Here is a 25454-nt window from a genome sequence, read left to right as displayed (position 1 = left end):
CGACGAGACGCAAATATGCGTCTCTACGGCAGAAATAAATTACAAATTGCCCCGCAGTGCCTGCTCGCGCTCGATGCTCTCGAACAGGGCCTTGAAATTGCCCTTGCCGAAGCTCTTGGCCCCTTTGCGCTGGATAATTTCGTAGAATACCGTGGGCCGGTCCTCCACGGGCTTGGTGAAAATCTGGAGCAGGTAGCCTTCCTCGTCGCGGTCCACGAGTAGGTTCAGGGCTTTAATGGACGCCAAATCCTCGTCGATGGCTCCAATGCGGTCCAGCAGGTCGTCGTAGTACGCGCCGGGCACGGTCAGGAACTCCACGCCGCGGCGGCGCAGCTCGGTCACGGTGCTGCGGATGTCGTCGGTGGCAATGGCGATGTGCTGCACCCCGGGCGAGTGGTAGAAGTCGAGGTATTCCTCAATCTGCGACTTTTTCTTGCCTTCGGCGGGCTCGTTGATGGGGAATTTCACGAAGCCGTTGCCGTTGGAAACCACTTTCGACATCAGGGCCGAATACTCGGTGCTGATGTCGTCGTCGTCGAATGTGATGAGCAGCTTGAAGCCCATCACATCCTCGTAAAATTTAATCCACTGGTTCATTTCGCCCCAGCCCACGTTGCCCACACAGTGGTCGATGTGCAGCAGGCCCACCGGCACGCCCTGCGGCACAAGGCTGGTTTTAGCCACAAAACCGGGCATGAACGGACCGGTGTAATTGCTCCGCTCCACGAACGTGTGGATGCTTTCGCCGTAGGTGTAGATGCCAGCCAGCGTGACCGAGCCGTGTTCATCCTCAATGGTATAGGGCTCGAAAGCGGACTTGGCACCGCGCTTGGTGGTTTCTTCCCACGACTGGCGGGCATCGTCCACCCACAGGGCCATCACCTTCACGCCGTCGCCGTGCTGGGCCACGTGTTTCGTAATATCGGAATCGGGCAGGAGGGAGGTGGTGAGCACGATGCGGATTTTGCCCTGCTGGAGCACGTAGCTGGCGCGGTCGCGCAAACCCGTTTCGGGGCCGGCGTAGGCCACCAGCTCGTAGCCGAAGGCGGCCTGGTAGTAGTAGGCCGACTGCTTGGCGTTGCCGACGTAGAATTCGACGTAATCGGTGCCCTTGAGGGGGAGGAAATCCTGGGCGGGCTGGGCCAGCACTGCCGGCGAGGTCATGGTTTGCATGGGTGGGAAGGGAAAATGAGCGGGGTGAATGACTGGGTAAAAATACGGCTTTCATTGGTTTGGGGCGATAATTGGCCAAAACCAATCTAAACCCGAAGCCATAACGGCGCGCGTTCGGCAATTCATTCCCATTTTTGTGCCCAATCACCTGCCTTAGCGCTCCCATGAATACCGAAGAACTGAACCTCGCCCTCGTGGCCCTGATTGAAAAAAAGGCCGAGCTGCACACCCTTAAGTACGACGATGCCCGCTACGACGAAGTGGAAGAGGCCCTGCACGACCTCGAAGACGACTTCAACGACGAGTACGGTGACTTCCTCGAAACAGCGCTCGATAAAGTGCATACCGACCTGAAATCGGACACCGACGTGCTGCTGCCCACCGCCTACCTGCCCAGCAACCCCGGCTCCACGCCCACGCCCAAGGAAGGCGTGTGGGTTGACTCCGAGAAATACCCCGGCAAAGAAGCCCGCATTACCCTGATTCCTAATCCGGTTCGCATCATGCTCACCGTGGGCAAGCAGGTGCAGCAGGAGCTGTGGAAAGCGTAGTCTGACGGTTTCGTAATCGAACGAACCGAAAAAGAACGTCCTGCTGAGCGAAGCCGAAGCATCTCGCGTGGGGTAGTAATTCATTTACTATTGCGGTAGAGATGCTTCGGCTTTGCTCAGCAGGACGTTCTTGTTTCAACTTAAAACTCAAAAAAATGCTCTACCGCATTGCCGAGCCTGCCGACTGGCTCCACGCCCAACGAACGGGCTTTTTCGCCAGCGCCGACCTTGTGGCTGAGGGCTTTATTCATGCCTCCGAGCAACACCAGATTCTTGAAACGGCCCGCCGGTACTATGCTGGGCGGGCCGATTTGGTTTTGCTGGAATGGAACGAGGCCGCATTGCACGATGCCGGCGTGCGCGTGGAGCGCGAGTGGGTGGCGAGCCGGGAGCAGCATTTTGCCCACGTTTTCGGGGCGGTGCCGCTGGGTGCGGTGCGCCGTCATTGGCTGTTTGGGACCGATGAGCACGGTGAGTTTCAGCTCCCGCCGGCGCTTCTTGCTTTGGAGGAATAATTTTCCCGAGCCGTGCAACCCTGCCCGGACCGGGCGCATCTTCCGGAAGGAAGCTTTCACCAAATCGTCAGTTTTATGCTGCCTTTTTACATTCGTTCGTTGCGTTGGCTGGTGCTTGCCGGGCTGGCCACGGCCTGCGCGCCCATTTATCAGCTGGGCCTGAAACCCGCCCAGGCTACCGGCTTTTTTGTGGAAGGCCGCGAGCAGGCCCAGGCCGTAGCCGACAGCGTGGAAGTGCGCCTGAGCTTCGTGTGCTACGAGCCCACGCGGGTGGTGTTTGAGGCCGAATACCGCAACCCCACCCGGCGCACGCTGCTAGTGGACCCGGCGGCGTTTCAGTACGAAGCTAGTAGGGTACCCACTTCCAATTACGATTTGAAGGGAGGCCGCCGCCCCAAGCCGTTGCCGGGAACCGAAGTAACAGCCGCCGTGGCGGCGGCCAGCCAGTGGCTCATCTTGCCGCCGCTGCCCCCCGCGCCGGTAAAAGCATTCGACCCTGAGCCCGAGATTACCGCGCTGCACGACCGGGCAGAGAACGAAGCTGCCAAGGCCGCCCGCATCGACTGGTTCGGTATCGCATTGAGCGCGGCCAGCCTCGCCACCGACGTAGCCAGCATCGGCAAGCGCGAAACGCAGGCGCAGTACCAGAGCCGCGCCAGTATCCGCGACGCGGCGTTTACTTACAGCATCGTTTCGGCCGCTAATAAAGTTGAGCACGCCGTAGCCGCCGATGTGCTCCAGCAGCGCGCCGCCATGCTTCAGGACTACGCCCTGCGCAAGGTGACGCTGGAGCCTGGTCAGCAGGTACGGGGCTACCTGTACTTCCCGCGCTACGACGCTGCCGATGGCCTGGTCGTGAAGGCTCCGGTAGGCAGCCGCACGGTACCGCTGGAATTTGCGCAGGTGCGCCGGCGGCAATAAAAATTAATTGCTAAATGCAACGCCATTTGCTGTATCTTTCGATTCCTTTCCACGCTTTACTCTTTTACCAGCATGCAAACTTCGCCTTCTTCGTGGCTCATTGAAAGCGCCCGCCACCAAAAAAAATCTCAAAGAAGCGGATTGATACTGAGCGGAATATTGGTTGCCGCCGCCGTTTTAGTCCAGATATTCGGTTAACAAAAAAGCCCCGGCAAACTGCCGGGGCTTTTTTGTTGGCGGTGGTTTGGGAAAGGGTGATGCGACGAATTTCCAGGCGTCGTACCACCGCATTTTCTGGTATTCAGGGATTATAACCCGGCCAGGGCTGCCTCGCCGATGGTGCGGTCCTGCTCGAAGTTGCCACCGGATATTCCCAATCCGCCCACCACCGCCCCCTGCCAATGAACGGGAAAGCCGCCGGGCAGCCCCAAAATGTCGGGATTTGTCCGGAAAGAAGCTTCGAGCGCGGGAAACTTCTGGCCCAGCTCGGCCACCACATGGCTGGGAATGCGCAACTGTGAAGCCGTGACGGCCTTCCGGCGGCTGCTCTCAAGGGCAAAATAGCTGCAACCTTCCTGGCGCAATACCGCCCGGACGTGTCCCCCGGCATCGACCAGGGTGAGGGTGATGGCGAGGTTTAGCTGCCCGGCGGCTTCTTGGGCGGCTTGCAGAATTTGATTGATGAGGGACTGTTGCATTGTAAATGAAGGGCTAACGGGTGCCAGGAAAGAATTTTTCGTCGTCGAGCACAAAGGTGTCGGTGGTGCGGGCATAGCGGGAGCCGGCCATGCGGCCCAGGGCGCGCAGCTGCGCAAAGTCGATGCGGTAGTGCTCGTCAACCAGCCCGTCCTGGAAATGCAAATGCACCACTTCGCCGATAATCAGGCGCGAACGGCCCACTTCAACCACCTGCACCGTGCGGCACTCGAAGGCAATAGGTGCCTGCGCAATGCGCGGCGGCCGCACAACATGGCTGGCCACGGGCAGCAGCCCCGTCAGGTCAAATTCGGATTCGGTGGCTGGCAGCGGGCGGGCCGTGGTGGCCATGGCCGCCGCGTAGTGCTCGGTGGCGATGTTGACCATGAATTCGCCCGTGCCGCCCTGGGCCGGCAGCTGGGCATTGCGCAGCGAATCTTTCAGCGAGCCATCGGGCTTGGGACCGGCTACGGCGAAGGATAACGCCATGGGGGCATGGCCCACGATGTTGAAGTAAGAAAAAGGGGCCGCATTGAATATACCTTCGGGCGAAACGGTTGAAATAACCGCAATGGGCCGGGGAATCACGGCCCCGGTCAGCAGCTTGTAGCGCGCCTCAACGGGTAGCTGGTTGGGAGAGAAATGCATGGCGTGAGTGAATTAAGAGTGCAATAGTAAGCAATGCTTACCAGATAAGTAAGTACTACTGACTAAATTCGTCTGCCCATGAATCACATCACCCTCACCGACCACATCGGCCAGCGCAATCTGGCCGGCCACTTGCATCGGCTCTCCCGCACGCTAAGCGCCCTGAGCGAGCACCGCTGGGCCCACGACGGCTACTCTGACATGCGCAGCGCCCATGTCCAATTGCTGCGCAATCTGGACGAAAACGGCACCCGCAGTACCGTGCTGGCCCAGCGCGCCCAAGTGACCAAGCAGACCATGAGCCGGCTCGTGAAGGAGCTGACCGCCGCCGGCTACGTGGCCACCGCCCCCGACCCCCACGACAGCCGCGCCGCCCTGGTGGTGCTCACGCCGCGCGGCCAAGCATTTCTGCACTACCTGGCCACCACGCTGGTCGATTTGGAAGAGGCATTCAAGCGGGTATTGGGCGAAACCGGCCTGAACGAATTCGCCGCCGCCACCCAGCAGCTGTTGGCTTTCGCGGAAAAGCGCCAGCAGGAGCTTTAGGCTGCGCTAACTTAACTTCTCTAACCCTGCAAAACGGCAAAGGACCACGCAATGTCGCTGCGTGGTCCTTTGTTACTGCTGGCAAAAGCAGATTCTTACCCCAACTCGGCCAGTTCCAGCCAACGTTCTTCCTTCTCGCCCAGCTCTTTTTCGATAGCTGCCAGGCGGGCACCCCAAGCGGCGAAATCCTGCGGTGAGCCGCTGCCGCCGTTCAGCTTGGCGGTAATTTCCTCCTTCTCGGTTTCCAGCGTCGCCATGGCTTTTTCGAGTTGGTCGTACTCTTTTTTCTCGGCGAAGGTGGCGCGGCGCTTGGCGGGCGTGGGGGCAACGGCCGTGCTCACGGCTACGGGCGCGATGAGCTTGGCGGCGGCGCGGGCAGCTTTAGCGGCTTTTTCTTCTTCAACTATCGCGGCTTCGGCTTCGCGCTCTTCGAGGTATTCGCGGTAGTCGGTGTAGTTGCCGGGGAAGTTAAGGACGGCCCCGCCGGGCTCGAGCACGAAGAGGTGCTCGGCGAGGTGGTCGAGGAAGTAGCGGTCGTGGCTCACGATGAGCAGGCAACCGGTGAAGTGCATCAGAAAGTCTTCCAGGATGTTGAGCGTGCCCAGGTCGAGGTCGTTGGTGGGCTCGTCAAGAATGAGGAAGTTGGGGTTCTTGATGAGCACGCGCAGCAATTGCAGGCGGCGTTTTTCGCCGCCGCTCAGCTTGCTCACCAGCGTGTACTGCTGGGCGGGCGGGAACAGGAACAGGTTGAGAAACTGGCTGGCGGTGAGCACGTCGCCGTTGGCCAGCTCCACCACTTCGGCCACTTCCTTCACGATGTCGATGACGCGCTGGGTGGGGTCGAATTCCAGCTCGGTCTGGGTGTAGTAGCCGAACACGGTGTTGGTGCCCACCTCAATGGTGCCGCTGTCGGCCTGGAGCTTGCCCGTGAGCATGTTCATGAGCGTGGATTTGCCCACGCCGTTGGGGCCGACCAGGCCAATCCGGTCCTTTTTCTTGAACACGTAGTTGAAATCGTCGAGCACGGTGAGGTCGCCGAATTTCTTGGTCAGGTGGTGGGCTTCGATGATTTTGCCGCCCTGGCGGGTGGTTTTCACGCTCAGCTCAATCTGCTGCGTATTGAGGTTTGTGCTGGCCTTTTCCTTGGTGACGTAGAAAGCGTCGATGCGGGCTTTTTGCTTGGTGCCGCGGGCCTGGGGCATGCGGCGCATCCAGTCGAGCTCCTTTTTGAAGAGCTGGCGCGCCTTCTCCACTTCCACGGTTTCGCGCATTTCGCGGTCGGCCTTTTTCTCCACGAAATAGGCGTAGTTGCCCTGGTAGCGGTACATCTGGCCCTTGTCGAGCTCCACGATTTCATTGGCCACCTTGTCGAGGAAGTACCGGTCGTGGGTCACCATCAGCAGGGTGAGGCTGGGCGAGTTGAGGCGGTTTTCGAGCCACTCGATGGTGGCCAGGTCGAGATGGTTGGTGGGCTCATCGAGGAGCAGCACGTCGGGCTCTTCGATGAGGACGCGGGCCAGGGCCACGCGCTTGCGCTGCCCGCCCGAGAGCTGGCTCACGTTGCGGGTGAGCAGCTCGCCGAGGATGCCGAGCTTGCCGAGAATCTGCTGCACCTGGGCTTCGTAGTCCCAGGCGTTGAGGGCGTCCATGCGTTCGAGCACGCGCTGGAGGTCGTCGGACTTGTGGTCGGGGTCGTTCACGACGTGCTCGTACTCCTGGATGGCCTTGAGCGTGTCGTTCTGGCTGGCGAAGAGGACTTGCTCCACGCTCAGGCTTTCGTCGAACACGGGCTGCTGGCCCAGGTAGGTGACGCGGATGCCCTTGCGGGAGCTCACCAGGCCGGTATCGGGGGTTTCGAGGCCGGCCAGCACGCGCATGAGCGTGGTTTTGCCGGTGCCGTTGATGCCCACAAAGGCGATGCGCTGCCCTTGTTGCAGGCCGAAGTTGAGGTTTTGAAACAGCCAGCGGTCGGCGTAATTCTTCGAGATGTTCTCGGCGGATAACAGGTTCATAGGCCGCAAAGGTACGGCTGGGGCGGGCGGGGTTGGGTAGTTTTGAGCAAGCTCCTAGCAGATGCTTGCCTATGGGTGAGTGGTCAAAGAGCAAAGCCAATTCTCTGAACCGCACTTACTATTCTTTGAACAGTGAAAATGAAAACTAAACCGTGTAGGCTCATTGCTTACTGCGAAACGACAGGTGGCCCTGTTTGCATCAGCACTATAGCAGTTGCAGCCAAGTGGCACGGAACCGAACAGGAAGACAGCCTATACTGGGATGTTGTCAATCACATAGGCAAAAACCTGCTTTTTAAGTACAGCGAAGACTATACCTTCTTCAACTCTGAAACAGGAAATTTCGCCTTTTTTAAGTCTGATGATTCACTCGTAATTGCTGAAATTATCACAATTGAAGAAAAAGCTGCGATGCCTTGGAATGGAATAGTGTTCGATATTGAACCACATACCCAAGAGACGTTTAATCTAAAGGGTCTTACTTGTTTCTTCGATTCTGCTCTTTCGATTCAAGATAAAATTTTGCCTCAAGAGTCTCTAAATGATATCAGGCAAGGCTATGTATGGGATACTGCTATCCTAGACTGCGAATACAGCAAAACTTGTGAGGTGTTGTTCAAATCAGTAACGATGCACTTACAGGGCGTTTGCTTTCTGAAAGAATAGAGGAGAATAGAAACTGATGCCCTATCGCCGTTACTTAAGCCCCTTGTGCGGCTGCCGACACGGCCCGTCGCGGCGGGGGCGTGGGGGCCTATGCAAGTGCAAACGGCTTGCGGGTGCATGCGAATGGCTTGTTTGCTTGAGTAAGCAAGCCATTTGCTCAAGCAAACAGTCTATTCGTTCAAGCGAATGGCTTGATTGCTCGAACAAATGTCTTGATTGCTTGAGCAAATAGACTGTTTGTTCAAGCGAATGGTCTGTTTGCTCAAGCAAACAAGCCATTTGCTTAAGTGAATGGCTTGCTTGCTCAAGCAAATAGTTGATGCGGGCGCAGGACGGCGTAATAGCGCTTGTCGCCACGGGCTTAGGGCCGGCCCTGTGGCATCAGCAGCCGAAGAATAGATTCCGGGTATATTGCGGGGGTAAGTTTCTATCACTTCTTTTTTTACTCCCATATGGCCTTAAGAGCCCGCGAATCTGCCCCCATCACCAAAGCCCAGGCCCGCCTCGATGGGCTGGCCGCCATCGACCCCAAACTGGACCTGGGCGAAACCATTTCCGTCGCCGAAGGCAGCACCCGCGTCGCGGCGGCTGCCAAAACGCTCAGCGACTACAACAAGGCCCTGAATACGGCCGATGACCTCCTCAACCAACTGAAAAAGCAGGAAAAGGAACTCGGCACCTGGACCTCGCGCGCCCTGAACGGCGTGAAGTTCAAGTACGGGGCCGACAGTTCGCAGTACGAAATGGCCGGCGGCGTGCGACAGAGCGAGCGCAAGAAGCCCGTGCGCAAGGCCAAGAAGGCTGCATAGCGCGGCCCGGCCCTTCGATACAAACAGCTTCTGTAAGTGACCCAAGAAAAAGCGCCCCCGGAACATCCGGGGGCGCTTTTCTTTGATGCATTGCCTCGGCGGCTATTCCCGCGTCAGGAGTAGCGACTGGTTGATGGCCCCGCCGCGCACGCGCACCACGTAGGTGCCGGCGGCCAGCGGCTGCAAATCGAGCGGGTGCTGGCCCGCGCCGGGCAGCGAGTACAGCGCCACCTGGCGGCCGGTCAGGTCGAGCACCTGCACCGAGTAGTCGCCGGTGGGCAGGCCGCTCAGGTCGAGCGTGGCCGAGGAGCCGGCGGGGTTGGGGTACACCGTGGCGGCACTTTGCGCCCCGAACACGACGGCGCGCACCGGCGAGTAGCTGGTCGTGCCATCGACATCGACCTGCCGCAGGCGGTAGTACACGGGCTTGCCGACGGCCACGCTACGGGCCGCGCCGGCATCCATGAATTCGTAGTCGTTGGGCTTGACGCTTTCGCGCTGGCTGCGCACGGAGCCAATTTCGGTAAAGCGCTGGCCGTCCAGGCTGCGCTCCACCGCGAAACGGTCGCTGTTGTGCTCGCTGGCGGTCAGCCACCGCAGCTGCGCATCGGCGTGGGCGGCCACGGCCGTGAAACGGGTGAGCACCACGGGCAGCGGGGCCTGAATGGTGACGTTTTCGGGGGTGCCCGCGCCGCCGGCGTAGTTGCTGCCAATGGCGGTGCCCAGGCTGGTATCGGTGCCGCCGGCGTAGTTCTCGCCGGGCTGCACGGTGGCCGTAGCCCCGGACGTGCGCAAGGGGTTGTCGTAGCTCACCGTGGCCGAGGCCCGGTACGCAACGCCGTTCAGCGCCGTGGCATCAATCGTGGCCCGAAAAATGAGCGCGAGCGTAGCCCCAGCCGGGATGCTGAAGCCACTGAACACCGGCTGGCTGACGCCGCTGGCGGGCAGCGTGAAGGCGGTGGGGGTGGAGGTGCTGCCATCGGCCAGTGTGAGGGTGGCGGTGGGCGGGTAGGTGCCGTCGTACTTGAACAGGTTGTTGCGCAGGCTGCCCAGCAGGCTGACGCCCGTGGCCGTGCCGCCGGTGTTGGAGACGTTGAGAATGTACAGCGCCGGGGTTACCGGGCCGGCTGCCCCACTGGTGCGCGCCACGTTGGGCGTGGCCGTGCTCAGGGCCACGGTGAGGGCCGGCAGGCAGGCCGTGGTGCCCGAGCCGCTGGTAGCGGCATTGGTCATCACAATGCCGCTGGTACCCGCCGTGGCACCGAAAGCGTTGGTGGTGCCGCCGGTCGTGCCATTGGCACCACCCGCGGTTGAAGAGGCTGCGGCTACCGTGCCATCGGCCAGAATAACGCCGCCGCCGCCGCCGCCGCCGGGGCCGAAGGCCGCCCCGCCCATGTTGGCGTTGCCGCCGTGGCCGCCCCGGGCCGTCACCGTGAGGTTGCTCAGGGTGGGGGCGTTGCTCACCAGCAGCAGCACCGAGCCGCCAGCCCCGCCGCCCCCGGCCCCGTCGAGCGTGGTGGTGGCCGCGCCCAGGCCGTTGGCCCGCACCGCGCCCGTGCCGGCTACCGCGCCGGTACGCAGGATGATGATGCCGCCGCCGCTGTTGCCGCTGCTGGCCAGGCCACCGTCGTTGGCCACGCCGGCCCCGCCGCCGCCGCCCATCGTGAGCCGACCTTGCGAAGCACCGAACGCCGCCCCGCCAATGCCCTGGGCATCGTCGCTCACGTTGCCGGGGTAGCTGTTGCCGTAGCCGCCGAAGCCGCCTTCGCCGCCGTTGGCCCCGCCGCCGCCGCCGGTGTTGCGGGCGTTGTTGCTGGGCGAGAGGTCGGTGCCGCCGCCGCCGGCGTTGCCGGGCGCGCCCCGGCCGTTGCTGCCGTTGCGGTAGCCTTGCAGCAGGGTGTTGATAAGAGCCGTGCCGCCATTAACATAAGTGGGCGTGCCGGCGGTGCCTTCGCCCTTGGCTCCGCCCGCGCCCAGGGTCGTGGGGCTGCTCAGTTGGTTGAAGTCGGTGTTGGTGTATGCTGTGCTGGCTGTGCCGCTGTAGAGTTTGCCGCCGCCGCCCCGGAAGCCCCGGCCGGTCATGGTCAGGCGGGCGTTGGGGCCGAAGGTGGTGCGGCCGGCCACATCGAGGGCCAGCACGCCGCCCGCGCTGCCGTTCCAGGGCGCACCCGCCACCGAGTCGGCCACGGCCAGGGCCGAATACTGCGGTACCCGAACGACTTGGAAGCGCCGCTGCCCGGTGGGGTTGCTGGTAGCGTTGAAATCGAGGTTGTCATATGTATTGGTCAGGGCCTGATTCAGGGTGAGCACGCCGCCGGTAGTGCCCACGGTGCTGGTGGCCACCGCGTATTCGTAGAGGCCGGCCGTGAACTGGTCGGCGCTGCCGGTCAGGTTGCCTTTGCCCTGGCTGCCCCCGCTGCCGTAGCTGGCAGCGTTGGTGGTGTTGAGCACGGCCCCCTGCATCTGCATCACCAGCACCAAATCGCCGGCCGCGATGGGCAGGCTGCCGGCTCCCGTGCCGGTCAGGGCCGGCCCCAGCGTGATGCTGGTGGTACCGCCCACGGTAGTAGCCAGCAGGCCGGGGAAGTAAGTATTGGGGGCCGAAGAGGCCCCGAGGCTGGCCACGCCGTCGTTGCCGGGCGTGGCACACACGCCGCCCACGTTCACCAGGCCGCTCACGAGGGTGGTAATGGCGGCCGTGTTGTTGGCACTCACCGGGTCGGGCTCGGTGGCCGTGTTGGCTGTGGTGCCCGTCACCGAGCCGCTGGCCGGGGCCGTAAAACTGACCGTATTGGTGACCGGAGAAGCACCCGCCGCCAGGTTGGCAATGGCCCCGAACGTGACCAGCCCGGAGCCCGCCGCGTAGCTGCCGCTGCTCACCACCACGCCGGCCAGGCTGGCGGGAAGTTGCAGTTTGGGCACCACGTTGGTAGCCGGCAGCGAGCCTAGGTTGGCGGTGGTCATGCTGTACTGCACCTGGTTGCCGGGGGCCGTGGCCGTGGGGCCGCTGATGCTGTTGGCAATGTCGGCCCCGCGCACAATGACGGTAATATTGGCCGGAAAGCCCGTTTCTCCCAGCACATCGGTGGCCGTGTACGGAATGGTGACCACGCCCGCAAATGTGCCACTGGGCGTGAAAGTGACCACGCCCGCCGCCGTCACCGCAAACGTGCCCTGGCCCGGCACCGTCAGCGTCGGCTGCGTGCCGGCCTGGGTGATGTCCAGGTCCACGCTGCCCGGCGCGTAGTTGGCGTAGGAAAAAATGTCGTTGCTGAGCACGTTAATCGAAACCGCCTGATTGTAGACCGTACTGGCCACGTCGTCATCGAGCGTCGGCGTTTGCCGAATGGCCAGGTTGCGGATTTCATGCACGTTGGTGCTGCCGCCGGTCGAGCCCGCGAAGCCAACGCGCAGGTTGTTGGGCGGGCGGGGCACGGTAAAATTGCGCACGGCCGTTGCCACGGTATAGCCGTGCTGGATACGCACCGTGATGCGGTACGTGCCGTTGGTGGGCACTACATCAATGTAGGCCCGGCGGTAGTCGGCCGCGCCCGCCTGGGCCCGCACCGTGGGCACGTCGAGTTGGAAGGGCAGCGTGGGCGTGCCGGTCAGGTACGGGTATTCGGTCGTTGCGCTGCCATTGCCCGCGCCGCGCAGGGCCACTGCGTTGGGCGTCAACTCGGGCGTGTTGATGCCGCCCACCCGGCCTTCGGTGGCGTTGGAGTAGTTGCCAAACTCATCAATGCCAATGCCGATGTAGCCAAAAGGCACCCCATTGCTGAGCGGAGCCGCCGTTTTCTGGGCGTAGCCCAGCGAGCCGCCCGAGGCCCCCGGCGTAAAAGTGGATGCCGAGGTCTGGTCGGCATCCACGAGAAACACCGAAAAGCCGTCGGCCCCGGTGCCGCCGTAGGCAAAGAACTCAAACGAGATGCTGAAGCCGTTGGGGGCCGGAAAAGCACCTTGGTCGATGGCAAAGCCCGATTGGTTGGTGGTGGCCCCGGTCAGGCGCAGGTAGCCCGCGCCGTTGGGGTCGGTGCTGGTTGCGGCCGTGAGCGTGGCCGCACCGCCCAGCGTAAAGCTCGCCGCCGTGTTGTTCTGGAACGATTCGACGCGCGGAAACTGGGCCTGGGCGTGGTAGCGGTTGCCCAGCAGCAGGGCCAGCAGCAGCAAGGCCCGGGAGTGAATCGGCCGCAGTAGCGACGACCGGTGAATACAGGAGAATTGTTTCATGTTGAGAAGGATTTGATTTAGTACTAAATGCAGTTGAAATGGTAGTCTTGCAAATTTTACCAAGAGAAGCTGCACAAGTATAGGAGGCCAAATCAGTATTGTGTTATATCAGGTGAAAAACACAATCAATAAAAAGGTAATATGCCTGTAGTTCAGTAGTAAGCTCATCTATTCACGAAAGTAATTAAATTTTATATTTTCAATTATTTATGGTGTTTACCATTGATAAGTGGCCGATTAATTCGATTTTTTGACTAATATTTATATTGAATTAATAGTCTTAATCAAAGAACGCCGCTATGCTATTTTTTTGTGAACCTGCCGGCGATTCGGCTTGGCAGCGTGGGGGGCAGGGTGGCCGCGCCCCTGCTTCCTTTCTGCCCGGCAATGCGTTGGAATACCTGCCGCCACCGCAGGAGTACGGGCGCAAAGCCGGGCCATTGCAAAGCCCTGCGGGCGTGCGGTGCAGCTGTTCCCCGAAGTATTTTGGCTTCCTACGATGGTACCCGAAAAGGCACGGAAGCTCGTCCCGGGACCGGCGCAAGCCAGACCGGCGAAGGTAGATTGGGGGCCACGTCGTGCCCCCGTCCCAGACGGTTTGCAGCAAGTGGCAGGAGTGCTGCGCCTTAGCCCTCGGCGCGCAGCACTTCCAGCGGCGAGCGGCGCAGCACGTCGCGGCTATTGAGCAGCCCGATGCCCGCTGTGAGCGCCGTGACCAGTGCCGCTAGCCCCAGCAGCGGCAGCACCGCTGGTCCGAAACTGGCCTCGAACACGAAAACCGCCAGCGCCCAGGCCGCCAGCACCGCCAGCCCGATGCCAGCCAGTGCCGCCAGCAACCCCAGTAAGCCATATTCAACCAGGGTAATCCGCAGAATCTGCGCTCGGCTGGCCCCCAGCGTGCGCAGCAGCACGCTTTCGCGCACCCGCTGGTAGCGGCTGATAACGACGGAGCTACTGAGCACCAGCAAGCCGGTGAGGATGCTGAAGCCCGCCATGAAGCGAATTACGAAGGAAATCTTGTCGATGATGTCGTTCAGCGTGGTCAGAATCAGGCCCAGGTCGATGGCCGACACGTTGGGGTACTGCTTTACTAGTTGTTGCTCCACGGCGGCCAGGGCGGCCGTGTTGGGCGTGCGCGTGAGCACCACCTGGAACTGCGGCGCGCCTTCGAGCACCCCGGCCGGGAAAATGACCAGGAAGCTGGGCTGCACCCGGCTGCGGTCAATCTCCCGCGTGCCGCCGATGATGGTGCGCTGCGGCAAGCCCTGCACGTTGAAATCGAGCGTGTCGCCGAGGCTGAGCTTGACGCGCTCCAGGTAGCCTTTTTCGACCGAGATGCGCGGGATTTTATCGGGCCCAATGGTGGGCAGGGTGCCGGCGGTGAGCTTTTCGGAAGAGTTCAGCGAGTCGCGGTAGGTCACGCGGTACTCGCGGGTGAGGGCCCAGGCGGGGATGCCCCGCGCCGTGTCCTTCTTGATGACGGAAACCGACTGGCCGTTGATGGCCGTGAGGCGCATGGTCACGATGGGTACGCGCTGGAGCACGGGCAGCTTTTGGGCGGTGAGCAGAGCCTCCACGCCGGCGCGCTGCTCGGGCTGAATGTCGAAGAGCACCAGGTTGGCGGCCGATTTCTGCCCGGCTACCTGCACCCGGCCCAGCAGCATGGCCTGGGTGAGGAAGAGCGTGGCCAGCAAAAACGTGCCCAGCCCGATGGACGTGACCAGCGTGAGCGTCTGGTTTTGGGGCCGGTACAGGTTGGCCAGGCCCTGCCGCCACACGTAGCCCCAGCCGGCGGGGAAAAAGCGGCGCACGGCCCCCATTAGCAGGCGGCCCAGGCCGGCCAGGGCCGCAAATGCCACCAGCAGCCCCGCCCCGAAGCCGAGGGTGAGCTTCCAGTCGCGGGTCTGGCCGTAGGCGAAGGCCAGGATAAACAATCCAATCACGCCAATCACGATGCCCCGCACCGGGTCGGGCGCGGCGGTATCGTCCTCAAACGCCGTGCGCAGCACCCGCAGCGGCGATACCCGCCGGATGCTCAGCAGCGGCAATAGCGCAAACAGCACGGCCATCAGCAGCCCCGTGAGCAGGCCCGTGCCAACGGCGGTCCACGAGACGCTCACCTTGATATCCACCGGCAGGAAATCGCCCAGCACGCGGGGCAGCACCGTTTGCACGGCCGCGCCCAGGGCCGCGCCCAGCACCGCGCCCACGAAACCGAGGCCGGCCGTTTGAATCAGATAAATCAATAATGCCTGCTTCCCGCTGGCCCCCAGGCAGCGCAATACGGCCACGGCGGCCAGCTTTTCACGCACGTACAGATTCACGGCGCTGGCCACGCCCACGCAGCCCAGTAGCAGCGCCACGAAGGCCACGAGGCTGAGGTAGCGGGTGAGGTCGGCGAAGGCGCGGCCAGTACTTTGCTGGCGGCTGGCCACGGTATCGGTGTCAATGTCAGCCGCGTCGAGGCGGGTTTGCAGGGGCTTGAGAATGGCGGCCACATCGGTGCCCGGCGCAAACTGATAGCTGCGGGCGTACTTCACCCGGCTGCCGCGCTGCACCAGGCCGGTGGCCGTGACCTCGCCCAACGGCAGGAATACCGTAGGAGCCACTGCCGTGGTAATTCCGGACTGCCCTGGCGTCTTCAACACCCGCCCAATGATAGGCAGCACCACCTGACCCACCTGCACCGAATCGCCGATTTTGGCCCCGAACTGCACTAGTAATGCGTCATCTACCAGCGCGCCGGGGGCGGCCGTGGTATCGGCGAAACGGGCGGTGGCGGCTTTCGGCTCGGTGTCCCAATCGCCGTAGAAGAAGCCGCCGTCCCGCGCCCGCACCTGCGCCAGCCGCGTGCCCCGGCCCGGCCGGAACTGCACCAGCGAGGCAAAAGCCACCTCCCGCGTGCGGGCTGTGCCAAAGTTTTGCAGGGCCGGCTCCAACTTGGCTTCGAAAGGCTGGTTGGCGCTCAGCACGAGGTCGGCCCCGAGCAATTCCCGCGCCTGCGAGCTAATGCTGCGGGCCAAGTTGTCACCGAAGGAATTGATGCCCACCAGCGCCGCGATGCCCAGAATAATACTGGCCATAAAGAGCAGCAGCCGCGCCCGGCTGCGGCGACTGTCGCGCCACGCCATGCGGAAGAGCCAGGAGGTGGCAACTGGGGACGAGGTAGGGATGGAAGAAGGCTGCACGAAAAGAAATTGGTTTGTCAGGAATTGGTAGAAAAGGCTTTATTCAGTGACAATTTATCGTCACTGAATAAAGAAGTAACTGGCAAATGAGGCTGTGACTTCTACTTCATCAATCATTTCTAATGGATAACGAATCAGTTAGGACAGTGATTGAAATTTGAGGTGTCAAATGGCAAAAGTTCTTTTATAGTTTTAGCTTACAGGCCAACTCAAGAGAATTATGACCAATTGTCTGCAACAGGTAAGAGTTGCTGTTATCGTATTTGGCCCCCTTACATGGCGAATACTAAGCTTACTGGTGAAGTTGTTTGGGGCTTGCACTGCACTATTGGCGTGTCAGACTGCTCGCCCACTTTCGTCAGACAATTTCCCGTCTTTACAGCCAGTTACAGTTCATTTGGCTGAGCGGCCTACTACTATCCGCGGTTTTGTTCACCTTTCTAGAGATAGTGTAATTGTTATTCCAGGTACGGAGCTGGCATTTACAAACTGGCAGCGAGACGATGCTACGCAAAGTTGGCGCACCGTTACGCGGCCTGATGGTTCTTATCAGTTAGATGTGCTCTCAAACCACAGCTACTGGGTTGCATTGAATAAGGATGGCCTCAATGTGGATACGCAACGGGTTGACGTGCCCGTAATGCCTTCTGATACGAGCATTCTGATTAAGGATTTCTACATCAACTACATCGACTCCTGTTGTTGGGATGATTTTGGAACCCGAGCTATTTATTTTGATTCCAAGCGCGCTGTGTTACGGCCTGAGTCCTATGCTTCAATGGATGATTTTTTGAGCAGATTCAACCAAGCTTCTGGAGTGGTGATTGAAATCCAAGGTCATGCTGAGCCACAGGAAGTTTCTCGTAGCGAACCCAACCGCAAACAGTATTTGGTGCAGCTCGGCCTGCAACGGGCAAAAGCAGCTTATGATTATTTGATAAATAAGGGTGTGTCACAAAGCAACATAGTGACGGTAAGCTATGGCGGCGACCACCCCGCTGCGCCTAATGACAGCCCTGAGAATGGGCAACTCAACCGTCGGGTTGAAATACGATGGATATTGGTTGAGGACTTGAATTACTGGTATGAAAGTAGGAGCGGAGGTAAGATAGGAGTATTCTCAACCCGTTCCACCAAATCCGGCAAGAGATATACCTCGGGCTCTCAGGCCCGAAGTAAGCCGCGAAGCGTATCGACTAAAGATATTAAAACAGGCATTCAGCAACCTTCAAAAACAACGCAGAAAAAGAAGTGAAACGCAGTGCTCCCGCAAGCTTTAAAGTGTTGTGGGTTGGCTCAACTCAACACTTCCTCCACCACTTTCCCGCCGCGCAGCCGGAGCGTACGCTGCGTTTTGGCGGCCAGTTCCAGGTCGTGCGTCACCAGCACGAGCGTAGTGCCGGCTTCGCGGTTGAGCTCGAATAATAAGTTCACTACCCGCTCCGCGGTGTCGGGGTCGAGGTTGCCGGTGGGCTCGTCGGCGAAGAGCACGGCCGGGCGGTTGGCGAAGGCGCGGGCCAGGCTCACGCGCTGCTGCTCGCCGCCCGAAAGCTGGGCGGGGTAGTGGCCGGCGCGGGCAGCCAGGCCCACGCGGTCGAGCAGGTCGAGGGCGGTTTTAGTGGCCCCGCGCTGGCCGCGCAACTCTAGCGGCACCAGCACGTTTTCGAGGGCCGTGAGGGTGGGCAGGAGCTGGAAATTCTGGAAGATAAAGCCGACGTGCTGGTTGCGCACGGCGGCGCGTTCATCCTCGCTCAGGTTATCCAACTGAATGCCATTGAGCCACACGCTGCCCGAGGTGGCGCGGTCGAGCCCGGCGCAGAGGCCTAGCAGGGTGGTCTTGCCCGAGCCTGAGGAACCCACAATGGCAAAAGTGTCGCCGGCAGTCAGTTCGAAGCTGACGCCGTGCAGCACCGTGAGGGGCTGGCCGGCGCTGGGGTAGGTTTTGGTGAGGTTATCGACGCGGAGGATGGACATTCTTGGTTAGGGTAGGAGGGTGGGGGTAGGCGGGTGGTAAGGAGAAAGACAGAAAAAGAACGTCATGCTGAGCTTGTCGAATCATCTCTACCGCAGTAGTAATCAGGCACTCTCGCGGTAGCGATGCTTCGGCTCCGCTCAGCATGACGTTCTTGCGGCGGCTGTGGTACCTGCCCGCTGCACAACCGCGCCGCTGCCCGTTCGTTACCAAAGACGTGGAAACCTCCGGCATGTTTTCCGGCTTTACGGTTTCGTGCCCAAATCGCTGTATATGAAATTCCTCCATTTGCCCCTGGCTGCCCTGCTCGGGCTGGCCCTCACGGCCTGCAATTCCGGCCCCACGACCGAAAAACCCGCTACCACTTCGGCCGTGCCTGCTACCCCGGTGCCGGCTGCCAAAGCCGCTACCAAGCGCCTGCTCTTCTTTGGCAACAGCCTCACCGCCGGCTATGGCGTGGAACCCGAGCAAGCCTTCGCTGGCTTAATCGGCCAGAAAATCGACTCACTTAAACTGGGCTATGAGGTAATAAATGCCGGCCTGAGCGGCGAAACCACCGCCGGCGGCCGCAGCCGCGTGGGCTGGATTCTGAAGCAGCCCGTAGACATATTCGTACTGGAGCTGGGCGGCAACGACGGTTTGCGCGGCCTGCCCCTCGCCGCTACCCGCGAAAATCTGCAGGGCATCATCGACACGGTGCGCCGCCGCAATCCCGGCGCGCAAATCGTGCTGGCCGGCATGCAGATTCCGCCCAACTTAGGCCAGGTGTATGCGCAGGATTTCAAAGCCCTCTATCAGGAAATGGCCACCAAAAATCACCTCGTTCTCATTCCCTTCCTGCTGCAAGGCGTGGGCGGCGACCGCACCCTGAACCAGGCCGATGGTATTCATCCCACGCCGGCCGGGCACCGCATTGTGGCGCGTACTGTATGGGCGGTGCTCCAACCGCTACTAAACAGAGCCACGCGTCCCGAATAACAGAACGTACCGAAAACGTTGCGCTCAACTGGTTCCGTCAATTTTCTGAATAGCTTTTGTGGCCTATCCCAAATTGGGATGGAGCAATGGGTTTTTGCCAAAAATGGCGGATAGCAATGGGAGCAAGAACGATATTGATTTCCCGTTCTTGTTCTAAAACGATACACTGGTACTGTTGCGGTGGTACAACTTCTGTAATGAACTAGGATTTATAGAAAAATTGTGTAACTTGTTGATTAGTAACAAAAAATAAATTTCTGACGATTTGTATTTGTTGCTGATTGCCTTTTTTAACGCTTACCTAACTTTCTATCAAATCCATGAAAATAACAAATTCATTCCCGATTATTTCCTTGCGGTCCCGGCTGCTTGGCGTGTGGCTGCTCATGGCCGTGGTGGGCGGCTGTTTGCCGGCTGCCGCACAAACTCCCGTGTCCCGCTACGGTGCGCTGCGCGTGCAGGGCAACCAAATTCTGGACAAGACCAACCTGCCGGTGAGCCTGGCGGGCAACAGCCTATTCTGGAGCAACAGCGGCTGGGGCGGCGAGCGCTACTACTCGGCCAACGTGGTGGGCTGGCTCAAAAACAACTGGAACGCCAGCATCGTGCGGGCCGCCATGGGTGTGGACGAAGCCGGGGGCTACCTCGAAAACCCGGCCCGCGAAAAAGCCAAAGTGAAAGCCGTGGTGGATGCTTGCATAGCTGCCGGCCTCTACGTCATCATCGACTGGCACTCCCACCACGCCGAGCAGCACCAGGCGGAGGCCATTGCTTTCTTCCAGGAAATGGCGACCACCTACGGTACCACCCCCAACGTGATTTATGAAATTTACAACGAACCCCTGCAAGTGTCGTGGACGGGCGTGGTGAAGCCCTACGCCCAGGCCGTGACCAACGCCATTCGCGCCATCGACCCCGACAACCTGATTGTAGTGGGCACGCCCACCTGGTCGCAGGACGTGGACGTGGCGGCCAGCAGCCCCGTGACTGGCATCAACGTTGCCTATACCCTGCATTTCTACGCCGCCTCGCACAAAGCCGCGCTGCGCAGCAAGGCCAGCACGGCCCTCAGCCGCGGTGTGGCCTTGTTCGTGACGGAGTACGGCACCTGCGACGCTTCCGGGGGCGGGGCCGTCGATGCAACTTCTACCCAAGAGTGGATGGATTTTATGCGGGCCAACAAGCTCAGCCATTGTAACTGGGCACTGAATGACAAAGGCGAAACCGCCTCGGCGCTGCTGCCGGGCACGAGCCCCAGCGCGGCTTGGTCCGACAGCTACCTCACCGCCTCGGGCCGCTTGGTGAAGGGCTATATCCAGGGTTGGAGTGGCACTGCTACCGCCACGCCGCCCACTACTACCCCACCCACTACCACGCCGCCCAGCGGCGGTGCGGCCACCAAGGTAAAAGCCGAAAGCTACCACATCATGTCGGGGGTGCAAACGGAAACTACGGCCGATACGGGCGGCGGCCTGGATGTGGGTTGGATTGATACCGGCGACTGGATGGTGTACACCGTCACCGTGCCCACGGCGGGCCCCTACACCATCCAGTACCGGGTTTCCAGTCCGAATAGTACCGGGCAAATCCGGCTGGAACAAAATTCAGGCACCAAGGTGCTCGGCACCGTGGCCGTGCCCAACACCGGCGGCTGGCAAAACTGGACCACCATCACCAACACCATCACGCTGGCGGCGGGGCAGCAGGATATTGCCATTGGCGTGCCGGCAGGGGGCTACAACATCAACTGGTGGAGCTTTGCGCCGGCTGCTGCGGCCCGCCTGGCGGCTCCCACTGTTGCTGCCGCACTCTACCCCAACCCCGCCCAGCAGCAACTGCACCTGACGCTGCTCCAGCCAGACCAGGCTGCTACCATCGTCGTCTTCAACGCCCGTGGCAAACAGGTGCTGAGCCGCCAGCTCCCCGCGAGCGCTACCACGGATGCCAGCGTCGCCATTGGCGCGTTGGAGCCCGGCCTCTACACCTTGCGTGTAGTGCAGGCCGGCCAGGCTACATCGACCAGATTTGAGAAAGAGTAATAGCTCAATTCCGCTTAATATTGAAAGAGTCCCACCAGGTCAGGTTCTGGTGGGACTCTTTGCATTTTTGCTTGACCGCAGAGCGGCGCGACCGACTCGCGGGCTGACATTGCGACTGTTTGCGGCCCAAAAGCATGTTCCGCCTCCCCAAAGCCATCAGCAAAACGTGCGTGAAGTGGATTAAATGACCCGCAGCCCGTCAAGGTTTACTTCGTCGCGCAGCAACTCCAGGTGGCGGTAGGCGAGGGGGCGCCCGGCGTCGGTGCTGAGGTCGGGGAGGGGCGCGCGGGCCGCGTCGAGGGTGAGTTGAGTGAGCTTGCGTTCGCCGAGGTAGATGGCCACGGGGCGGCCCAGGCGGGCGTCGTGCGCGGCCAGGGCTTGGTCAATTTCGGCCAGAATGGTGCTCATAATAATTAAAGTGAGCTTGAAGGGAGCGGAAATATAGTGTTTAGTTAGCAGTTGCTCGTGCCTGCGCACAACTGTCTTCATCGTATTGCTAACTACTAAGGAGCAACTCCCCGGCTACCTTTGCCCCATGACTACTGCTGCTCCCACGCTGGCCGTTGCGGCGGCCCTGGCCGCCCGGCCCATTGGCATGTTCGACTCCGGCATTGGTGGGCTCACGGTGGCGCGGGCCGTGGCCCAGCGTCTGCCCCATGAGCGCATCGTATACTTCGGCGACACCGCCCACCTGCCCTACGGCGACAAAAGCACCGCCGCCATCCAGGCCTATTCCGTCAAGATTTGCGACCTGCTGCTGCGCCAAAACTGCAAGCTGATTGTCATTGCCTGCAACTCGGCCTCAGCCGCTGCCTATGAGCTGGTGCGCGAGTACGTGGGCAGCAAAGCCCAGGTGCTGAGCGTGATTGACCCCATTGTAGCGCACCTGGGCCGCGCCTATGCCGGCCACCGCGTGGGCCTCATCGGCACGAAGCAAACGGTGAACTCCAACGTCTATAAAAAGAAAGTCGACGACCTTGACGCGGGTGTGGACCTGCACTCGCTGGCCACCCCGCTGCTGGTGCCCATGATTGAGGAGGGCTTTTTCCGGAACTCCATTTCCGATGACATCATCGGCACCTACCTCGGCAATCCGGCCCTGGCCGACATCGACGCGCTGGTGCTGGCCTGCACCCACTACCCGCTGATAAAAGAACAGATTGCGCGTTTCTACGCCGGCCGCGTCGACGTGCTGGACGCGTCGGATGTGGTGGCGGCGGCGGCCGAAGCGTACTTAGCGGCCCACGGCCTGCTGGCTCCGGCGGCGGCCACGCCGCCCGCGCACCACTTCTACGTGTCCGATTTCACCCGCTCTTTTGAAGAGAGCACGCGGATATTCTTCGAGCGGGAAGTTCACCTGGAACATTACCCGCTGTGGGAGTAAAAAAACGGCTCCCCCAGTTGTAAAGCGCAAGGCCCGGGCCGGCAGCCAATGGCCGGGGCCGTCTGGTTTTGGGTAGGAGATAAATCCATAACTTTCCAACCGCGCCGTCTCTCTCTATCTTTGGGGCGTACTAGCGCGGTTGCGATACTTACGGTACTCACTTTTTTCACCTTCCTTTTTCACTTTTATTTCTTTTCTATGAAGCATTTTTTCACAACGCGGTTACTGGCTTGCCTGGTAGTGCTGCTTGGGCTGTGGCCGTCGCTGACGATGGCTGCGCCTTTCACGCCGGGCAACCTGGTGGTAGTTCGCATCGGCGATGGCTCGGCTACTGCGCCGGCCAGTGGCTCGGCGGTTGCTACCTTTTTGCTTGAGTATACGCCCGCGGGCGTTCTGGTTCAAACGATTGCGTTGCCCGTGGCCGATGCCGGTACCAACCAAACGCTGACCAACACCAGCTCATCCAGCTCGGAGGCCGTGCTTACCCGCTCGGCCGATGGCCGCTATCTGGTTGTAACAGGCTACGATACGGCTCCCGGTACTGCCGCCGTTGTCGCCACGGCTTCCGCTACCACCAGCCGCATTATCGGCCTGGTAGCGGCCGATGGCACCGTGAATACTTCTACCGCCATCAGCGATGCCTTCAGTGCGGGCAACATCCGCTCGGCGGCTACGGTGGATGGCACCAACTTCTACGCGGTGGGCTCTAACACCGGCGTGCGGTACCTGCCCCTGGGCAGTACGGGCACCAGCACGGCCCTCACCACGGCTGCTCCAACCAACAACCGCGCTGTCAATATTTTCGGCGGTAACCTGTACGTTTCGGCTGCTTCGGGCACCTTCCAGGGCGTTAGCCAGGTAGGCACGGGCCTGCCTACCACCGGCCCACAGACCATCACCCAACTGCCGGGTTTTCCTACGGCGACCGGGCCTCAGCCTTACGCCTTCTTTTTTGCCGACCTGAGCACTGCAGTGGCCGGGGTAGATGTGCTGTATCTGACCGATGACCGCACGACGGTTGACGGCGGCATTCAGAAATGGAGCCTGGTGGGCGGTACCTGGGTGCTGAACGGTGTCATTGCCAGCAGCCCCGCCCTCTCAATTCGCGGCATCGATGGCGTGGTTTCCGGCACGGCGGTTTCGCTGGTGGCCAGCGGCAACGGCGGCCTGTATGTAGTAGCGGATAATGCCGGCTACAACGCTGCTCCCAGCACGACCACGCTTTCAGCTCCTATTGCTACGGCTGGTACCAACAACGTTTTCCGTGGTGCCACCTTCGCCCCGGTAGCGGCTGTCGTGATACCCGCCCCCACCATCACCAGCTTCACGCCCGCCACGGGCCCGGCCGGTACCACCGTCACCATCACCGGTACTAACCTGACCGGCGCTACCGCCGTCACCCTCAACGGCGTGGCCATCACCGGCTTCACCGTGGTGAACGGCACCACCATCACCTTCACCGTACCCGCTACCGCTACCACCGGCACCATTGCCGTGACTACGCCCGGCGGCACGGTTACCAGCACCGGCACCTTCACGTTCGTGCCGGCGGCTTCTGCCCCCACTGTCACCAGCTTCACGCCCACCAGCGGCCCCGTGGGCACTACCGTTACCGTAACGGGTACCAACTTTACGGGTGCCACCGGTGCTACGCTCAACGGCTTGGCCGTGGCCAACTTCATGGTGATGAGCGCCACTTCGGTGATGTTCGACGTGCCTACCGGCGCGACCAGCGGCCTGATTGCCGTGACTACGGCGGCCGGCACCGGCACCAGCACTGGCACGTTCACGGTATCAGCCCCGGTGGCAATTCCCACCATCACGTCCCTCACGCCCAATGCGCAGGTAGTGGGCGGCCCGGCCGTCACCATTACCATCGCGGGCACGGGCTTCACGCCGACCTCGACGGTGAACTTCAACAGCGTGAGCTACCCGCAGACGAGCAGCACGGCTACCTCGCTGGTGGTCACTATTCCGGCCAGCGCCGTGGCCACGGTGGGTAACTACGCCGTGACGGTGACCAACACCGCCGGCACTTCCAATATTAACACCTTCACAGTGAGCAACCCCAGCACGGCCGGTGCTTTCGAAGATTTCGAAGCCGGTACCAAAGCGGCCTATGCCGCCGCTCCGGTTACGCTCACCAGCGGGGTGTGGAATTTCTCGGATGCCCTCATCGGCACCGGTTTCTCCGACCGCTTCAACGGCCTGAAATCGGCCCGCATCCGCGTGGGCTTCATCGCCATGAGCTTCGATAAGCCCACTGGCGCCGGCACCGTAATCGTGAACGCCGGCCTGTACGGCATCGACACGGGCGCGACGTTCATCCTCGAGAAATCGACCGACGGCGGCACTACCTACACCACCGTGCCCGGTGCGCCGGCCACGCTCACGGCCACGCTCACGCCTTACACCTTCACGGTGAACCAGGCCGGCAACGTACGCTTCCGCATCACGAGCACCGCCACCCTCACCACGTCGCGCATCAGCATCGACGACATTTCCATCTCGAACTACACGGCCCCCGCCACGCCCACTATCACGAGCTTCACGCCCACCACGGGCGGCCCCGGCACGGTGGTCACCGTCACGGGTACCAACTTCACCGGCGCTACCGCCGTGCGGATTGGCAATTTCAACGTACCCAACTTCACGGTTGTTTCGGCTACGAGCATCACCTTCGTGGTGCCCGCCGGCACGGGCAGTGTTACGGGCGTAATATCAGTCGTAACGCCCGGTGGCACCGCCACCAGCACCGCGACCTTCAACCTGGTGTCGGCCGTGCTGGCCAGCCAGACCCTGCCCGGCCTGTCGGTGTTCCCGAACCCGGCTACCGACCGCATCACCGTGGCCCTGCCCACGGCGGGCGCTGCTACGGTAGCCCTGCGCGACCTCACCGGCCGCGTGGTGCTGGCCCCGACCACGCTGGGTGCCGACAAGCAGCTGGTGCTGCCGGCCACGCTGGCCCGCGGCATCTACCTGCTCGAAGTGAAGCAGGGCGACGTGCTCGCCGTGCGTCGCATCGAGAAGAACTAAGCTTCAGTGTAAGCTGACCAAAACCGGTCAGTAGCTGTGAAAAAGCCCCCGCCTGTGCGGGGGCTTTTTTTGTGCCCGGCATTTGAATAA

19 protein-coding genes are annotated in these 25454 nt (G+C 61.2%); 11 read left to right on the top strand and 8 right to left on the bottom strand.

Annotated features, from left to right (window positions below; genetic code table 11):
• Positions 1 to 39 precede the first annotated feature (39 nt).
• On the bottom strand, positions 40 to 1173 hold the full coding sequence (gene hppD, locus ACVWYF_RS03695; protein ID WP_457064732.1) for a 4-hydroxyphenylpyruvate dioxygenase: 1134 nt from the start codon (positions 1171 to 1173) through the stop codon (positions 40 to 42).
• Positions 1174 to 1337: 164 nt separating this feature from the next.
• On the opposite strand from hppD, the gene ACVWYF_RS03690 reads away from it, so the two are divergent.
• The 3 genes from ACVWYF_RS03690 (at position 1338) to ACVWYF_RS03680 (ending at position 3160) form a co-directional block, all read left to right on the top strand.
• A complete protein-coding gene (locus ACVWYF_RS03690; RefSeq protein WP_168673388.1) occupies positions 1338 to 1724 on the top strand; it encodes a hypothetical protein in 387 nt (128 codons plus the stop codon).
• A 155-nt stretch (positions 1725 to 1879) separates the two neighbouring features.
• Positions 1880 to 2239, top strand: a complete 360-nt coding sequence (locus ACVWYF_RS03685) for a DUF952 domain-containing protein (RefSeq protein WP_457064730.1) — start codon at positions 1880 to 1882, stop codon at positions 2237 to 2239.
• A 75-nt stretch (positions 2240 to 2314) separates the two neighbouring features.
• Positions 2315 to 3160 (top strand): hypothetical protein, encoded by an 846-nt coding sequence (locus ACVWYF_RS03680; RefSeq protein WP_457064728.1) that lies wholly within the window; start codon positions 2315 to 2317, stop codon positions 3158 to 3160.
• Between the two features lie 308 nt (positions 3161 to 3468).
• Here the strand turns inward: ACVWYF_RS03680 and ACVWYF_RS03675 are convergent, their stop codons facing one another.
• Together ACVWYF_RS03675 and ACVWYF_RS03670 are read right to left on the bottom strand one after the other, a co-directional pair.
• Positions 3469 to 3858: a GlcG/HbpS family heme-binding protein gene (locus ACVWYF_RS03675; RefSeq protein WP_457064726.1), complete on the bottom strand. Its 390-nt coding sequence runs from the start codon at positions 3856 to 3858 to the stop codon at positions 3469 to 3471.
• A 13-nt stretch (positions 3859 to 3871) separates the two neighbouring features.
• On the bottom strand, positions 3872 to 4504 hold the full coding sequence (locus ACVWYF_RS03670; RefSeq protein WP_457064724.1) for a flavin reductase family protein: 633 nt from the start codon (positions 4502 to 4504) through the stop codon (positions 3872 to 3874).
• A 78-nt stretch (positions 4505 to 4582) separates the two neighbouring features.
• On the opposite strand from ACVWYF_RS03670, the gene ACVWYF_RS03665 reads away from it, so the two are divergent.
• Complete coding sequence (locus ACVWYF_RS03665; RefSeq protein ID WP_457064722.1) at positions 4583 to 5050, top strand: MarR family winged helix-turn-helix transcriptional regulator; 468 nt, start codon at positions 4583 to 4585, stop codon at positions 5048 to 5050.
• A gap of 95 nt (positions 5051 to 5145) precedes the next feature.
• On the opposite strand, the gene ACVWYF_RS03660 is transcribed toward ACVWYF_RS03665, so the two are convergent.
• Complete coding sequence (locus tag ACVWYF_RS03660) at positions 5146 to 7062, bottom strand: ABC-F family ATP-binding cassette domain-containing protein (RefSeq protein WP_457064720.1); 1917 nt, start codon at positions 7060 to 7062, stop codon at positions 5146 to 5148.
• A 132-nt stretch (positions 7063 to 7194) separates the two neighbouring features.
• On the opposite strand from ACVWYF_RS03660, the gene ACVWYF_RS03655 reads away from it, so the two are divergent.
• Positions 7195 to 7728: a hypothetical protein gene (locus ACVWYF_RS03655; protein WP_457064718.1), complete on the top strand. Its 534-nt coding sequence runs from the start codon at positions 7195 to 7197 to the stop codon at positions 7726 to 7728.
• 452 nt (positions 7729 to 8180) lie between these two features.
• Positions 8181 to 8537, top strand: coding sequence for a hypothetical protein (locus ACVWYF_RS03650; protein WP_457064716.1), 357 nt, complete (start codon positions 8181 to 8183; stop codon positions 8535 to 8537).
• 102 nt (positions 8538 to 8639) lie between these two features.
• On the opposite strand, the gene ACVWYF_RS03645 is transcribed toward ACVWYF_RS03650, so the two are convergent.
• Complete coding sequence (locus tag ACVWYF_RS03645) at positions 8640 to 12767, bottom strand: T9SS type A sorting domain-containing protein (RefSeq protein ID WP_457064714.1); 4128 nt, start codon at positions 12765 to 12767, stop codon at positions 8640 to 8642.
• Positions 12768 to 13393: 626 nt separating this feature from the next.
• Positions 13394 to 15955, bottom strand: a complete 2562-nt coding sequence (locus ACVWYF_RS03640) for an ABC transporter permease (protein WP_457064712.1) — start codon at positions 15953 to 15955, stop codon at positions 13394 to 13396.
• A gap of 220 nt (positions 15956 to 16175) precedes the next feature.
• Between ACVWYF_RS03640 and ACVWYF_RS03635 the strand changes: the two genes are divergently transcribed.
• A complete protein-coding gene (locus ACVWYF_RS03635; protein WP_457064710.1) occupies positions 16176 to 17210 on the top strand; it encodes an OmpA family protein in 1035 nt (344 codons plus the stop codon).
• Between the two features lie 41 nt (positions 17211 to 17251).
• On the opposite strand, the gene ACVWYF_RS03630 is transcribed toward ACVWYF_RS03635, so the two are convergent.
• On the bottom strand, positions 17252 to 17929 hold the full coding sequence (locus ACVWYF_RS03630) for an ABC transporter ATP-binding protein (protein WP_457064708.1): 678 nt from the start codon (positions 17927 to 17929) through the stop codon (positions 17252 to 17254).
• 271 nt (positions 17930 to 18200) lie between these two features.
• Between ACVWYF_RS03630 and ACVWYF_RS03625 the strand changes: the two genes are divergently transcribed.
• Positions 18201 to 18905: an arylesterase gene (locus tag ACVWYF_RS03625; protein ID WP_457064706.1), complete on the top strand. Its 705-nt coding sequence runs from the start codon at positions 18201 to 18203 to the stop codon at positions 18903 to 18905.
• A 353-nt stretch (positions 18906 to 19258) separates the two neighbouring features.
• Positions 19259 to 20944: a cellulase family glycosylhydrolase gene (locus tag ACVWYF_RS03620; protein WP_457064704.1), complete on the top strand. Its 1686-nt coding sequence runs from the start codon at positions 19259 to 19261 to the stop codon at positions 20942 to 20944.
• Between the two features lie 180 nt (positions 20945 to 21124).
• On the opposite strand, the gene ACVWYF_RS03615 is transcribed toward ACVWYF_RS03620, so the two are convergent.
• The gene (locus ACVWYF_RS03615) at positions 21125 to 21352 is read right to left on the bottom strand and encodes a hypothetical protein (protein ID WP_457064702.1); all 228 of its coding nucleotides are present in this window, start codon (positions 21350 to 21352) and stop codon (positions 21125 to 21127) included.
• Positions 21353 to 21479: 127 nt separating this feature from the next.
• Here ACVWYF_RS03615 and murI point away from each other — a divergent pair, with 127 nt between their 5' ends.
• Together murI and ACVWYF_RS03605 are read left to right on the top strand one after the other, a co-directional pair.
• A complete protein-coding gene (gene murI, locus ACVWYF_RS03610) occupies positions 21480 to 22328 on the top strand; it encodes a glutamate racemase (protein ID WP_457064701.1) in 849 nt (282 codons plus the stop codon).
• Between the two features lie 198 nt (positions 22329 to 22526).
• On the top strand, positions 22527 to 25364 hold the full coding sequence (locus ACVWYF_RS03605; RefSeq protein ID WP_457064699.1) for a beta strand repeat-containing protein: 2838 nt from the start codon (positions 22527 to 22529) through the stop codon (positions 25362 to 25364).
• Positions 25365 to 25454: the final 90 nt, after the last annotated feature.

Source organism: Hymenobacter sp. UYAg731 (assembly GCF_054061335.1).
The sequence above is the reverse complement of the archived record's forward strand: the minus strand, read 5'-3'. Positions and strand labels throughout refer to the sequence as shown.